This is a genomic window from Paraburkholderia sp. NMBU_R16, assembly GCF_013282575.1.
Taxonomy (GTDB): Bacteria; Pseudomonadota; Gammaproteobacteria; order Burkholderiales; family Burkholderiaceae; genus Trinickia.
The window spans coordinates 47,806-62,399 of record NZ_JAAAYE010000027.1 but is presented as its reverse complement, the minus strand read 5'-3'; the positions used below and the strand labels follow the sequence as shown (position 1 = coordinate 62,399).

Here is a 14,594-nt window from a genome sequence, read left to right as displayed (position 1 = left end):
TCCGACTCGAATGATGAAATTTATTCCGATTGGGTAGATGACGCTTTTGTGCATGGATGCTAAGCAAATTGCATGAGATGCGACAATTCGTTTTTTTTGTAATCGCAGCGCATTATGCGTTTGCGCTGCCGCAAAAATATTCTAAGATAGCGACTCTTTGATGATTGCGGGCTGGCAGCAGCGTGCCCGGTATGGTTCATCGAAACCCGGAATAGCATCGATTCAGCTTTGCATTCGAGAGAGGGTGCAGGCGTCGATGGTACGCTTTCTGCAATATTTTCCCACGCACGAGCGAGACCCCCTCTTGCGCTTCACCGGAGGGCAAATTCGCACTTTACCAGTGCGGATTTGGTCGTTATAGCCAAAATAACAATCATTTTGTGCAACCCGCGGCTCTTGTGAATGATCGTTCGCATGAGCCGAGCGTCGCAGCCAGGCCAGGCTGCGTGGAGAAGAATATGTATTTTGAAGAGTTGAGCGACGACGAGTGGGCGCGAATTTCCGCGCTGGCGGCCGACGAACCTGTTCATCCGCATCGACGCGGCAGGCCTCGCGCCGAGACCCGCGTAGTGGCGAACGCGGTATTGTGGATTCTTACGACGGGGGAGCGCTGGTCGAAGCTGCCGGCACGCTATCCGTCAGGGCCGACGTGCCGGCGCCGCTTCGATGAGTGGCTCGCCGACGGCACTTTGTTCGAGATGGTCTCGATTCTCTCCGAAGGGGGGCGCGCGTTCGCGTATGTGCCGCAGCCGCAGGCGGCTGTGTTGCCCGAGCCCAAACCTGAACCGGCGCAGGAGTCGCCTCGCTTGCGCGGCGTGTTCTGGACCAACCCCGAGTCGTGGCAGAACGCAGGCAGTTGCACGCAGCGCGCGGGCGATCTGCCGGTCGCCGCTTCGCGGCCCTTGCAGACAGCCGGCGATGCGTTGCGTGCCATGCATGAGCGCAGGTCGCTGGGCCTGCCCTCGTTCAGCGCGAGCGAAGTGCATGAGCGCACGGACGACTACTGCGGCTACACCATCCGCGCGATGGCTCAGCCTGTGACGCGACAAACGTCGCCCGTCTATCGTGCCTCGGCCGAAATCGCCAAGGACGGCAAACGGATCGAGCGCTCGGGGCTGATCGGCCCTCGCTTCGAGGATCACGAGCGCGCGGAACGCCATGCGCTCGAATGGGCGCGCGATTGGATCGATCGCCAGTCGAGCGCCTCCGTGGCGGCCAGCGCTGCAGAGGCGGCCGCATCGAGCGAGGATGCACTCGATCCATCACCGTGCGGCGATCCCGCTCAGCGTGGCGAAGCGAAGGACGCCGCCGCAAGACCGCTGCCCGCGCCGCTGTCGGCCATCGCTCCATCCATTGCGCGTAGGCTCGACTCGGCCGTGGGGCGCCGCGCGCTCGACTGGCTGCCGTACCCTGAAGGGCATTTGGAGCTGCTGACGCCTGTCGTCAACTATCGGGGATAAGTTCCAGCGAATGCAGTGCAGGACGCGCCTGGCTGAAAGCAGGTCCCGTGGGAGCCGACAAAAGGAAAGCGGGCCATCGCTGGCCCGCTTTCTGTTCGACTTTGCCGCCCGCGGCGGCCGAGATTATTGGCGTCCGTACGTATCGTCGAAACGGACGATGTCGTCTTCGCCGAGGTAGGCGCCCGATTGTACTTCGATGATCTCGAGCGGTACCTTGCCGGGATTCTCTAGGCGGTGCGTCGTGCCGAGCGGGATATAAGTCGATTCGTTCTCCGAAAGCAGGAACGATTCGCCGTCGCGCGTGACGCGGGCTGTCCCGCGCACGACGATCCAGTGCTCGGCGCGATGGTGATGCATCTGCAGCGATAGTTGCGCACCGGGCTTCACGACGATGCGCTTGACCTGGAAGCGTTCCCCCGCATCGATGGAGTCGTAGTAACCCCACGGACGATGCACTTTTCGGTGGACAGACGCTTCCGTGCCGCTTTCGGCACGAAGCCGCGAGACGACTTTCTTGACGTCTTGCACATGCGATTTGTCCGCGACGAGCACCGCATCCGCGGTCTCGACGACGATGAGATCGCGCGTGCCGACGCACGCGACGAGTCTGCCCTCTGAGTGAGCGAGCGTTTCTTGCGAGTCTTCGAAGAGGACGCGGCCGCGGGCCACGTTGCCGCTGTCGTCCTTGGGCAGGATTTGCCAGAGTGCGCTCCAGGAGCCGACGTCCGACCATCCGGCGGCGAGCGGCACGGCTACGCCGCGCGGCGACGTCGCGTCGCCGGCGAGGCGCTCCATGACGGCATAGTCGATGGAATTGGAAGGCGACGCGGCGAACGCGTCGCGATCGAGACGGAAGAACTCCCCGTCCAGGCAGCCGCGCGCATGCGCATCTGCGCACGCTTCATAGATGGCAGGCTCGAACCGAGCCAGTGCGTGCAGCCAGGTCGAGGCGCGCACGACGAAGATCCCGCTGTTCCACCAATACTCGCCCGACGCGACGTACCGTTCCGCGAGCTCGAGATCGGGCTTCTCGACGAAGCGGGCGAGCGCGCGTGCGGCGAGACCTTGCGTATTTACCTCGGCGTCGTCTTCGATCGGCTCGCCAAGTCGCAGGTAGCCGTAGCCGGTCTCCGCTGCCGTCGGCACGATGCCGAGCGTCGCGACCATGCCCCTGGCCGCATAGCGCACGGCGCTTGCGATGGCACGGCGAAAGCTCTCGGGATCGGCGATGGCATGATCGGCTGGCATGGCGACGATCAACGCGTCGGCATCAACGCCTGCTTGCGCGAGTGCATCGAGCGCCGCGATGGTCAGTGCGGGCGCGGTGTCGCGACCGAGCGGTTCGAGCACGATACGCGCATTGACGCCGCGCGCGCTAAGTTGATCGGCGGTGGTGAAGCGATGATCGTCGCCGCACACGACCATGATCCGATCGGAGAGGGCAAAGTCCGATTCGAGGCCGTCGAGGCGGTGCGCCGTCGATTGCAGCAGCGATTCGTCTCCGAGCAGCTCGATCAATTGCTTGGGATATTGTTCGCGCGACATGGGCCACAAACGCGTGCCCGAGCCCCCGGCCAGAATGACGGGTTGTATCTTGAACCGCGTATGCGCCATCGGCGATGGCGGCGCAGCTCTTATCACCGGGGCGGCCGCTGTATCTGCGTCGACGGTGGCGATCGGCGTGGTCATTTGAGCCTCCACTTGAGGTGAATTCGATGAGGCAAGTGTGGCAGCAAGAAATCGACAATAAAACGCGTGCGTCCGCTGACGGAGCGGCGCAAAACGAGCGACAAGCGACGATAGGAGGGAGGGAGGCAGACGTTCGGCCGGCGTCAAGGGGCGATTGGCCATCGAAATATGACGACTGCCGCGGCGCGATCAATAAAAAAATCGAAAAATAATCCGGAAAACCCCTCTGAAATATTTTTGAATATTCGTCTGCTTGCCCAGTTCTTTTTGATAGCGCTTGATGGATGCCCATGAATACACGGCTGAAATCGAGGTGTTGCGATGCTGGGCCTTCTCTCCCGGATGATCGATGTGGCGCTGGCGAGCCTGGGCGCGTTCGCCGCCGCCGCGCTGCATGCAGGGCACCCGGTGTGGCTCAGCGACACGCAGAGCATCGCCATGGCGTTCGACGACATGCTCGTCGTCGTCTTGTTTCCGGCGCTCGGAATTTATCGTTCGTGGCGCGGCAAGCCGCTCAACGACCTGTTGTGGCGCACGGCGCTCGCGTGGCTGATCGTGGAGGCGACCGGCGTGCTGATGAGCTTCAGCGTGCATCGTGTCGACGCGCTGTCGCGTACGTGGCTTGCCTTTTGGGCGTGCACGACGGTCGCTTTGCTGTTGGCGATGAAAGCGCTGGTTTATACGACGCTGAAGCGTCTGCGCCGGCAGGGGTTCAACCTGAAGTCCGTTGCGATCGTCGGCAAGGGGCCTTACGCGACATTTCTTATCGAGCGTATGAAGGCCCGGCCCGAGGCTGGTTTTGCACCCGTTTGCGTTTTCGACGACGAGCCCGATGAGCTGCATCGCGCGCAAGCCGGCCGCACCGTTGGTGGTGTGCCGCTCAAGTACGACTTCGACGAACTCATCGATCTCGTGAAGCGCAAGGAGGTGCGTGAGCTTTGGCTGGCATTGCCGATGTCCCGGGAGCCGACCATCCATCGAATCGTCACGGCGTTGAAGCACGAGTTCGTGAACATCCGGTTCATTCCCGACGTGAGCAGTCTCACGTTGCTGAATCAGGAGGTCGTCGATTTGCTAGGCGTGCCGGCCATCAACCTGGCGGCCTCGCCGCTCGGCGATGTGCGTGCGTGGCCGAAGCTCGTCTTCGACCGGATGTTCGCGCTCGCTGCGTTGATCGTTCTTGCGCCGCTCATGCTCGTCATCGCGGCGCTCGTGAAATTGTCCTCGCCGGGGCCGGTTTTCTTCCGGCAGCGGCGTTTGGGCGCCGACGGCGATACGTTCGAGATCTACAAGTTCCGGACGATGAAGGTGCACAAGGAGGTGCAAGGCAAGGTGACGCAGGCGACGCGGCACGATCCGCGCATCACGCGCGTCGGGCGCTTCTTGCGGCGTACGAGTCTCGACGAGCTGCCGCAGTTCATCAACGTGCTAAAGGGCGAGATGTCCGTGGTCGGTCCGCGCCCTCATGCACTCGAGCACGACGATCTCTACAAGGATCTCGTCAACGGTTACATGTTCCGGTATCGCATCAAGCCCGGCATCACGGGCTGGGCGCAGATTCACGGCTTTCGCGGCGAGACCGACCGCATCGAAAAGATGAGCGGGCGCGTCAAGCTGGACCTGTACTACATCCAGAACTGGACGTTCTGGTTCGACATCAAGATCGTGGTGCTCACGCTGTGGAAGGGTTTTGCCGGCAGCAACGCCTATTGATCCGAATCGGGCCATGCCGGCTTGCGGCGTGGCGTCCAACGTTTTCTTCGTTTTTTCTTGAGGCCATCGAAACATGAACGTGACCATCATCGGCTGCGGATACGTCGGTCTTGTGACAGGCGCATGTCTTGCCGACATCGGTAACGACGTCTGCTGCTTCGACGTCGACAAGAACCGTATCGACGTCCTCGAATCGGGCGGTATGCCGATTCACGAGCCGGGCCTGCGCGAGATCGTCGCGCGCAATCGCGCGGCGGGCAGGCTGTCGTTTACGACCGAGGTGCGTCCCGCGATCGAGCACGGCGACGCAATCTTCATCGCCGTCGGCACGCCGAGCGACGAAGACGGCTCGGCCGATCTGCAATATGTGCTCGCGGCCGCTCGCGACATCGGCCGATACATGAAGGGCTTCACCGTCGTCGTCGACAAATCGACGGTGCCCGTGGGCACGGCCGAGCGCGTGCGCGAGACGATCGCCGAGCAACTGAAGCTGCGCCGCGAGGACGTGCTGTTTTCGGTGGTCTCCAATCCCGAATTTCTCAAGGAGGGCGCGGCCATCGAGGACTTCACGCGGCCCGATCGCATCGTCATCGGCTGCGATGACGATATGCCCGGCGAACGCGCGCGCGAGCTGATGAAGCGCCTTTATGCGCCTTTCAATCGCAATCACGAGCGCACGCTCAACATGGACGTGCGCTCGGCCGAGTTCACGAAGTACGCCGCCAATGCGATGCTGGCCACGCGCATTTCGTTCATGAACGAGCTCGCCAATCTCGCCGAGCGCGTCGGCGCCGACATCGATGCCGTGCGCCGCGGCATCGGTTCCGATCCGCGCATCGGCTATCACTTCCTGTATGCCGGCTGCGGCTACGGCGGCTCCTGTTTTCCGAAGGACGTGCACGCGCTCGTTCGCACCGCGCAGGAAAGCGGGCAGTCGCTGCAGATCCTGCAGGCCGTATCGGCCGTCAATGCCGCGCAAAAGCAGGTGCTCGCGCGCAAGATCGTCGCTCGTTTCGGGGAAGACCTGAGCGGTCACACGTTCGGCGTGTGGGGGCTCGCGTTCAAGCCGGAGACCGACGACATGCGCGAAGCGCCGAGCCGCGTGTTGATCGCGGCGTTGCTTGCGCGCGGTGCACGCGTCGTGGCTTACGATCCGGTCGCGATGACCGAAGCGAAGCGCGCGTTCGCGTCCGATCTGCGCGACGACGCCGGGGCGCTTGGCCGCCTTTCGCTCGTCGACGACCAGATGGCCGCGGTAAGCGGCTCCGATGCGCTGGTCGTTCTGACGGAGTGGAAGGCGTTCAAGAGCCCTGACTTCGATGCGTTAAAGCGTCTGCTCAAGCAAGCCGTGGTCTTCGACGGGCGCAACCTTTACGACCCGCTTGCGCTGGCCGAAGCCGGCATCGAATACCACTCCATTGGACGCCCCGATGCCACAGCGGCAGCGGCGCGTTCGAAACGACCCGGCGGCTCGGTTGCTGCCTATTCCGCTTGAGTACACGCCCGCGAATCCATGAATCGTAGCCTTCTTTCCCTGACCGCCATCGCACTTGTCGCGTCGCTTCTGGCCGGCTGCGCCGTCGCGCCGGGCAATGCGCTCGACACCTCGCATCTGCACGAAGAGGAGCCGAGCGGCTCGGCGCCGACGTACGAAGTCCATCGCGTCACCGCGCAGACCATCGCCGAGCTCGTCGCGGCGCAGCAGGCCACGCCGCGGCCGTTGCCCGAATCGCGCTTCCCGAGTCTCAAGCAGTACAGCTATCACATCGGGCCGCAGGACATCCTCGGCATTACGGTTTGGGATCACCCGGAGCTGACGACGCCGCAAGGCACGTCGTTCTCCTCGGGCGGCAATACGACGCAGACCATCGCGGGCGCACTCGCTCAGCCTTACACCACCGCGCTGCCCGGACAGGCGGACCCTTACGGGCAGACCGTCTCGTCGGACGGTTCGATCTTCTTTCCATTCGTCGGCCGCGTTCACGTGGCCGGCCAAACGCCGCAGCAGGTTCGCGATCGGCTCGCCGCCGCGCTCACGCCGTATATCCACAATCCGCAGCTCGATCTGCGGGTGCTCGCCTACCGCTCGCAGCGCGTGCAGGTCACGGGCGACGTGCGTTCGCCCGGGCCCCTGGCCATTACGGATGTGCCGCTCACGCTCGTCGATGCGATCACGCGCTCGGGTGGGGCGACCGATAACGCCGACTTGCAGCGCGTGCGCCTGACGCGCGGCGGGAAGTCCTATTCGCTCGACGCGAATGGCTTGCTGGATCGCGGCGAGGTTTCGCAAAACGTCATGCTTCAGGACGGCGACATCGTCAACATTCCGGACCGTACCGACAGCCGCGTCTTCGTGATGGGCGAAGTAAAGCAGCCCACCGCGGTGCAGCTGATCCGCGGCTCGCTGACGGTGGCCGATTCGTTGACGACGGCGGGCGGCATTCTCGATACCGACGCGAATCCGCGCCAGATCTATGTGATCCGCGGCATGCGCGCGCATCCGAACTCACCCGAAATCTATCGGCTCGATATGACGCAGCCCGATGCGTTGTTGCTGTCGACGCAGTTCCCGTTGCAACCCTTCGATGTCGTCTACGTCGGCACGTCCGCCGCGGTGCAGTTCAACCGCGTGATGCAGCAAATCCTGCCGACACTCCAGACGATCTTTTTCACGAAGCAGCTGACGAAGTGACGCTATGAAGACGAGCTCAAGCATTCTGGCCCAATCGATCGCACCGCCGCTACCGACGGCTTTTCAATCCGACGAAGACGATGTCGTGCTCGGGCAGCTGCTGCACGTCGTGCTCGACGATATCGGCTGGCTGATCGGCGTTGCCGCAGCCATCATCGGCTTGGCGGCGCTCTACTGTTTTCTCGCCAAACCGATCTATTCGGCCGATGCGCACGTTCGCGTGGAGGCGCCGAGCAGTGCCACGCAGGGACTCACGCAGAATTCGAACGGCGGAGCGGCGGGCGGGGGCGCATCGACGTCGCTGCCGACCGATGCCGAGATCGAAATCATCAAGAGCCGTGGCGTGGTCGCCCCGGTGGTCGAGCAGTTCAAGCTCAACTATTCGGTGACGCCGAAGACGTTCCCCGTGCTCGGCGCAATTGCCGAGCGTCTTGCTTCGTCCGGGCAGCCGGGCAAGCCCTGGTTTGGCCTGTCTTCCTATGCCTGGGGCGGCGAGATCGCGGACGTGGATTCGCTTCAAGTCACGCCCGCGCTCGAGGGGAAAAAACTGACGATGACAGTGACGGGCGGCGATCACTACACGCTGCGCGACCAGCAGGGCAACCTGCTGCTCGATGGCGAAGTGGGCCGCATGGCCTCGGGCGGCGGTGTGACGATGCTCGTCAAGCAGCTCGTGGCGCTGCCCGGCACGCGGTTCACCGTCGTACGCTCGAACGACCTCGATGCGATCAGCGGTTTTCAGCTCGCGCTCGATGTGCAGGAGCAGGGCAAGCAAACCGGCGTGATCCAGATCTCCACGCAGGACAAAAGCCCCGAACGCGCCGCGCAACTCGCGAATGCCGTGGCGCAGTCGTACCTGCGGGAATATACGAGCGCGCGGCAGGCCGACGCCGTCAAGATGCTAGATTTTCTCGAGAGCGAAGCGCCGCGCCTGAAAGCCGATCTCGAACGCTCCGAGGCGGCACTGAGCGCCTATCAGACGCAATCGGGTTCGATCAATCCGAGTGACGAGGCGAAGAGCTACCTCGAAGGCAGCATCCAGTACGAGCAGCAAATTTCGGCGCTGCAATTGCAGATCGACCAGCTCCACCAGCGCTATGGCCCGAGTCACCCGGCCATCATTGCAGCCGAGCAGCAGCTCGCGCGGCTGAAGGCCGATCGCGACGGATTCTCTTCGCGTTTTCGCAACCTGCCGGCCGCGGAAGTGAAGGGCGTCGCATTGAAGCGCGATGCAAAGGTGGCCGAGGACATTTACGAATTGCTGCTCAACCGTGTGCAGGAGTTGCAGGTTCAAAAAGCCGGCACGGGCGGCAACGTCCATCTGATCGATGCCGCACTGCGTCCGGGCGATCCGACGAAGCCGAAAAAGGCGCTCATTCTCTCGGCGGCGACGATGCTGGGCCTCATCGCCGGCACCGGTGTCGTCTTCATGCGCCGCAATCTGCTCAAGGGCATCGACGATCCGGAGCGCGTCGAGCGCGCGTGCGGCCTGCCGTTGTATGGGCTCGTGCCGTCGAGCACGGAGGCGGAGCGGCTCGATGCGGCTTATCTGCGGCATCGTAAGGGTGCCCGCCCGATTCTTGCGCTCGCAAGGCCGAACGATACCTGCATCGAAAGCCTGCGCAGCCTGCGTACCTCGATGCAGTTCACGCTCGTCGAGGCGAGGAACAATGTGTTGCTGCTTACGGGGCCTTCGCCCGGTATCGGCAAGACGTTCATGACCGCCAACCTCGCCGTGCTGTTCGCGGATTCGGGCAAGCGCGTGCTGGCAATCGATGCCGACATGCGGCGCGGCACGCTGCACGAGTACTTCGGCGGGGGCCTGCAGGCAGGACTGTCCGAAATGCTGTCCGGGCAGATCTCCGTCGAAGAGGCGGTGCGCAAGACGCCCGTGCCCGGGCTCGATTTCATCCCGAGCGGTACGCGGCCGACCAATCCCTCCGAGCTGTTGATGTCGTCGAACCTGCAAAGCTACCTCGACGCATTGGGCAAACGCTATGACGTGGTGCTGATCGATACCCCGCCGCTGCTGGCCGTGACCGATGCGTCGATCATAGCCGCGCATGCCGGCGCCTCTTTTGTCGTATTGCGCTCGGGCGTGCATGCCGAGTCCGATATCGCGGCGTCGCTCAAGCGGCTCGCGACGGCTGGCGTACAGGTTCAGGGCGGTATCTTCAACGCAGTGCCGCCTCGCTCACGCAGCTTCTCGCGCGCGGGCTACGCGGCGGTCCAGGAGTATCTGAACGCATGAAGCTGACTGTGCTCGTTCCCTCTTATCGCCGGCCCGACGATCTCGCGCGGTGTCTCAAGGCGCTGCAGCAACAGGTGCGGCCGGCCGATCAAGTCGTCGTCGTCGTGAGACCCGACGACTATGTCACGCATACCGTTCTGGCGGAGCCGGGAGTGACCGGCGCGCTCCCGCTCGAATGCGTGATCGTCGAAGTCAAGGGGCTCGTCGCGGCGCTGAATCTCGGCCTCGAAAAATCGACGGGCGACATCATCGCCATTACCGACGACGACGCCGCGCCGCACCGGGACTGGTTGCAGCGCATCGAGGCCGCATTCGCCGCCGAGCCTAAGCTCGGGGCGCTCGGCGGGCGCGACTGGGTGCACGAGCGCGGTCAGTTGCTCGACGGCCGGCGCGAGGACGTCGGCAGGATTTTGCTGACCGGCAAGATCATCGGCAATCATCATCTCGGCGTAGGCGGCGCGCGCGAGGTCGATCTGCTCAAGGGCGTCAATATGAGCTACCGGCGCGCGGCGGTTCACGGCATTCGCTTCGACGAGCGCTTGCGCGGCTCGGGCGCGCAGGTGCACAACGACATGGCATTCAGCATGCGCGTGAAGCGGGCGGGATGGAAGGTGATGTACGACCCGCAAGTCGCCGTCGATCATTACCCCGCGCCGCGTATCGGCGAGGATCAGCGCCATACGCAATCGGCGATCTCGATTTGCAACGCCGCGTACAACCTGCATCTGACGTTGCGCGAGTATTTGCCGCCGATGCAGCGCATGCTCGCGTGGTGGTGGTGGACCCTCGTCGGTACGCGCGTCTACCCGGGCCTCGTGCATCCGTTGCTCGCACTCGTTTCGAAGAACGGCGCGACCGTGCGCGAGCGCTGGCGCGCGGCACGCCTCGGCGCGCGCGAAGCGCGCAAGGTGACGCCGTGACGTTTGCCGCGGCCACTGCCCGGCAGGGCGCATCGGGGCGCTTTTTCAGTACGGACGCCAAGCACTGGCTGCCGCAGGCGCTGCTCGTGCTGGCTACGCTCGCGCTGTGCGCGGCGCACCAGGGCGCGTTGCTCACGCTTGCATTTCCGGCGCTCTCGACCGCGGTCGGCCTCTGGCTGTATTTCAAGAGTCCGGCGCGCTACGTCGGCTTCGTCTGGTGGATGTGGTTTCTGAGCCCCGAGGTACGGCGGCTTGCCGATTACTTCAAGGGCGCATTTACGCCCACGAGCATCGTGCAGGTTGCGCCCGTCGCAGTGACGATGATCTCCGGTTTTGTCCTGATCCGGCGCTATCGGCTGCTTGGAAGTTGGCGCGGTTTGCCGATGCTGCTGATCTTGCTCGGCATCGGCTATGCGTACATCGTCGGTATGACATCGGTCGGGTTTTTCGCGGCGACTTACGACCTCGCGAACTGGATGTATCCGGTGCTGATCGGCATGCACATCATCGCCAATGCCCGCGATTTTCCGCAGTACCGGCAAGTCATCGTCTCGACCTTCGTCTGGGGCATGCTCGTCATGGGCGTCTACGGCATCGTTCAGTTCTTTCTGATGCCGCCGTGGGATGCGATGTGGATGATCGGCTCGCAGATGAACTCTGAGGGCGATCCCGTCCGCTACGGCGTGCGCGTGTTCAGCACGATGAACTCGTCCGGGCCTTTCGCGTTCGCAATGATGGGTGCGCTCGTGCTCGTGCCGGCGGCGACGCAGCGCTTGCGCTGGGCTGCCGCCGCGGCGGGCTTCGCATCGTTCGGATTGTGTCTCGTGCGTTCGACCTGGGGCGGCTGGGTGATCGCACTCGTCATCCAGCTCGCCAAGTCGAGCAACCGGACGCGCGTTCGCACGATTCTCGGACTGGCCGTGCTGGCGGCTCTGTCCATGCCGCTTTTGGCGATCGGTCCGGTTGCCGACCGCTTGCAGGCGCGGCTGGAGACGATCACGAATCTGCACGACGATCACAGCTATGCCGAGCGCAACCAGTTCTATGCGACTTTCGCCGAGACGGCATTCACGAATATCGCGGGGATGGGGCTCGGCGCGACCGGTACTTCCACGAAGCTCACGCAGTCCGACAATCAACTCGGCAAATACGGCAATTTCGATAGTGGCGTGATGAACATTCCATTCGTGCTCGGCTGGCCCGGCACGCTGCTCTACTTGTCCGGCATCGGCTGGTTGCTGGCGCGTACCCTGCGGGCGTCGTTCGCGCTCAAGGACGACAAGTTCGCTGCCGCCTGTCTTGCGCTTGCATGTTCGATGTGCGCGATGCTCGTGTTCACCAATTCTCTCGTCAGTACCGGCGGTTTGCTGCTCTATACGAGCATGGCCTCGCTGATCGCGGCTGCGCACTGGCGAAAGATGCAGCGTCAGCATGCGAGGATGCGGTTCGCCCCCTCCTTCGTCAGCGAGGCATTGACGCCATGAGACTAGCAATCGTCACGCATTCCGTCCGTCACAACGACGGCCAGGGACGCGTCAATTACGAAGTGGCGCGCGCGGCGCTGGCCGAAGGATGCGCCGTGACGCTCGTCGCCTCTCACGTGGCGCCTTCGCTGCTCGAACATCCGCGCGTGCGGTGGATACCGATCGAGATCGGCCGCATCTGGCCGGGTGCCTTGCTGCGCCACCAACTCTTCGCGTTGAAAAGCGCCAAGTGGCTCAATGCGCATCGCGACGAATACGACCTGCTGCATGTGAACGGCTTCATCGCCTGGGCGCAAGCGGACGTCAACACGTCGCATTTCGTGCACAGCGGTTGGTTGAAGAGTCCTTACTATCCGTTCCGGCTCATGGGCGGTCCGCGCTCGGCCTATCAAGCCATCTATACCCGCTTGAACGCCCACCTCGAACGGTGGGCGTACCGACGTTCGAGCGTGGTCGCCGCCGTTTCCGAAAAAGTGGCCGACGAATTGCGCAACGCGGGTGTGCCCGACGAGAAGATCGAGGTCGTCCATAACGGTGTCGACAACGAAACGTTCGAGCATGCCTCGGGGTCCCGGCAACGCTTCGGTTTGCCGGACGATGCGTTTTTGCTGCTGTTCGCCGGCGATTTGCGTACGCCGCGCAAGAACCTGGGCACCGTGCTGCGCGCGCTGAAGCAGTTGCCCGAGCGCGTTCACGTGGTCGTTGCGGGGCGCGTGAAGGGCAGTCCGTATCCGGATGAAGCGCGCGCGCTCGGCGTGGCCGACCGTGTGCACTTTCTCGATTTCGTGGAGGACGTGCCCGGCCTCATGCGCTGCGTCGATGCGTACGTGTTTCCGTCGCGATACGAGGCGATGAGCCTGTCGCTGCTGGAAGCGATGGCGGCGAGCCTGCCCGTGGTGACCGCACGCACGGCGGGTGGCGCGGAGATCATCACGGCCGAGTGCGGCATCGTGCTCGACGATCCGGACGACAGCGCGGCGCTTGCCCGAGCGGTGGCCCGGCTCGCGGGGGATGTGCGTCTGGCCTGTTCGATGGGCGTGGCGGCGGGGCGCGTGGCGCGGGAGTTCGGATGGTCGCGTATGGGGGCGCGTTATATGGATATTTATCGCCGCGTACTACGCGCGAAAGCTAGCGAGGCCGGCAACGGTGCCGGGCGCGGTATCGACGATGCGCATCCCGGTGCGCGTTGGGTGCCGAGCGAAGGGGGCGATTCGAAATGAGTCAAAGTGCCATCAAGTCGTTGCAGATCGGCATGCACTGGTTTCCCGAGCGGGAAGGGGGGCTGGATCGGATGTATTACTCGCTCGTGAACGCTTTGCCGGGCGCGGGCGTTTCGGTGCGCGGAATGGTGGCCGGTTCCCCGCGCGTCGAGCACGATACCGACGGCGCGATTCGCGGTTTCGGCTCCGCCGCGCTCGCGTTGCCGTTACGCCTGATGGCCGCACGCAAGGCGTTCGCGCACGCGATCAACGTCGAGCGGCCCGATGTCATCTCGTCGCATTTCGCCCTTTATACGTGGCCTGGGCTCGATGTGGCGCGCGACATCGCGCGTGTCTCGCATTTTCAGGGGCCGTGGGCTGACGAAAGCGGTGTCGAAGGTGCCGCCACACTGGGGCAGCGCGCAAAACACTGGCTCGAGCGCAGCGTCTATGCGCGTTCGACGCGCTTCATCGTGCTGTCCGAGGCATTCGGACAGATTCTGACCTCGCGCTACGGCGTGGCGCCCGAGCGCGTGCGTGTGGTGCCCGGCTGTGTGGATGTGGCCCGTTTCGACATCGATATCTCGCGCTCGCGGGCCCGGGCCCGATTGCAACTGCCCCAGGATCGGCCGATCGTCGTGGCGGTGCGCCGGCTGGTGCGGCGCATGGGCCTCGAAGATCTCATCGATGCGATAGCGCGCATCAAGGCACAGCGCGGGCCGGACGCCATGCTGCTGATCGCCGGCAAGGGCCGGCTCTCGGGCGAACTGCAAGCCCGGATCGACGAACACGGCCTGGGCAACGACGTCAAGCTGCTGGGCTTCGTGCCTGACGACCGTTTAGCCGAGCTCTACCGGGCAGCGACGATCAGCGTCGTGCCCACCGTCGCGCTCGAGGGCTTCGGCCTCATTACGGTCGAATCGCTCGCCGCAGGCACGCCCGTACTCGTTACGCCCGTTGGTGGACTGCCGGAAGTCGTGGCTGGCTTGTCGAGCGATCTCATCTTGCGTTCGACGGGAGCCGAGGCCATCGCGGAGGGTCTGACCGACGCGCTCTCCGGCAAGCTGAAGTTGCCCGATGCGCGGCGTTGCCGTGACTTCGCCATGGCCAACTTCGACAATTCGGTGATTGCGCGGCGCGTGGCCGAGGTCTATCGCGAGGCCGTGAAGGAAGGACCGCTTTAAGC

The 14,594-nt window shown here is 63.8% G+C and carries 10 protein-coding genes; 9 read left to right on the top strand and 1 reads right to left on the bottom strand.

All coding sequences use genetic code 11. The features are described 5' to 3' along the window. Positions 1 to 458: 458 nt before the first annotated feature. Complete coding sequence (locus GWC77_RS15545) at positions 459 to 1,460, top strand: transposase (RefSeq protein WP_254366982.1); 1,002 nt, start codon at positions 459 to 461, stop codon at positions 1,458 to 1,460. A 123-nt stretch (positions 1,461 to 1,583) separates the two neighbouring features. Here the strand turns inward: GWC77_RS15545 and GWC77_RS15540 are convergent, their stop codons facing one another. Then, positions 1,584 to 3,074: a mannose-1-phosphate guanylyltransferase/mannose-6-phosphate isomerase gene (locus GWC77_RS15540; RefSeq protein WP_173258321.1), complete on the bottom strand. Its 1,491-nt coding sequence runs from the start codon at positions 3,072 to 3,074 to the stop codon at positions 1,584 to 1,586. 396 nt (positions 3,075 to 3,470) lie between these two features. On the opposite strand from GWC77_RS15540, the gene GWC77_RS15535 reads away from it, so the two are divergent. The 8 genes from GWC77_RS15535 (at position 3,471) to GWC77_RS15500 (ending at position 14,592) form a co-directional block, all read left to right on the top strand. After that, a complete protein-coding gene (locus GWC77_RS15535) occupies positions 3,471 to 4,862 on the top strand; it encodes an undecaprenyl-phosphate glucose phosphotransferase (RefSeq protein ID WP_173258260.1) in 1,392 nt (463 codons plus the stop codon). A gap of 73 nt (positions 4,863 to 4,935) precedes the next feature. Continuing rightward, positions 4,936 to 6,357, top strand: coding sequence for a UDP-glucose/GDP-mannose dehydrogenase family protein (locus GWC77_RS15530; RefSeq protein WP_173258258.1), 1,422 nt, complete (start codon positions 4,936 to 4,938; stop codon positions 6,355 to 6,357). Positions 6,358 to 6,375: 18 nt separating this feature from the next. After that, positions 6,376 to 7,554: a polysaccharide biosynthesis/export family protein gene (locus GWC77_RS15525; RefSeq protein WP_173258256.1), complete on the top strand. Its 1,179-nt coding sequence runs from the start codon at positions 6,376 to 6,378 to the stop codon at positions 7,552 to 7,554. Positions 7,555 to 7,558: 4 nt separating this feature from the next. Beyond that, entirely contained in the window at positions 7,559 to 9,805 is a 2,247-nt protein-coding gene (locus GWC77_RS15520; protein WP_173258254.1) for a polysaccharide biosynthesis tyrosine autokinase, read from the top strand. Next, positions 9,802 to 10,725 carry a glycosyltransferase family 2 protein gene (locus GWC77_RS15515; RefSeq protein WP_173258252.1) on the top strand — a complete coding sequence of 308 codons (924 nt, stop codon included), beginning with the start codon at positions 9,802 to 9,804 and terminating at the stop codon, positions 10,723 to 10,725. The genes GWC77_RS15520 and GWC77_RS15515 overlap by 4 nt, the downstream gene beginning before the upstream one ends. After that, positions 10,722 to 12,209 (top strand): glucose-6-phosphate isomerase, encoded by a 1,488-nt coding sequence (locus tag GWC77_RS15510; protein WP_173258250.1) that lies wholly within the window; start codon positions 10,722 to 10,724, stop codon positions 12,207 to 12,209. The genes GWC77_RS15515 and GWC77_RS15510 overlap by 4 nt, the downstream gene beginning before the upstream one ends. Further along, positions 12,206 to 13,429: a glycosyltransferase family 4 protein gene (locus tag GWC77_RS15505; protein ID WP_173258248.1), complete on the top strand. Its 1,224-nt coding sequence runs from the start codon at positions 12,206 to 12,208 to the stop codon at positions 13,427 to 13,429. The genes GWC77_RS15510 and GWC77_RS15505 overlap by 4 nt, the downstream gene beginning before the upstream one ends. Next, positions 13,426 to 14,592, top strand: a complete 1,167-nt coding sequence (locus tag GWC77_RS15500) for a glycosyltransferase family 4 protein (protein WP_173258246.1) — start codon at positions 13,426 to 13,428, stop codon at positions 14,590 to 14,592. The genes GWC77_RS15505 and GWC77_RS15500 overlap by 4 nt, the downstream gene beginning before the upstream one ends. Positions 14,593 to 14,594 lie beyond the last annotated feature (2 nt).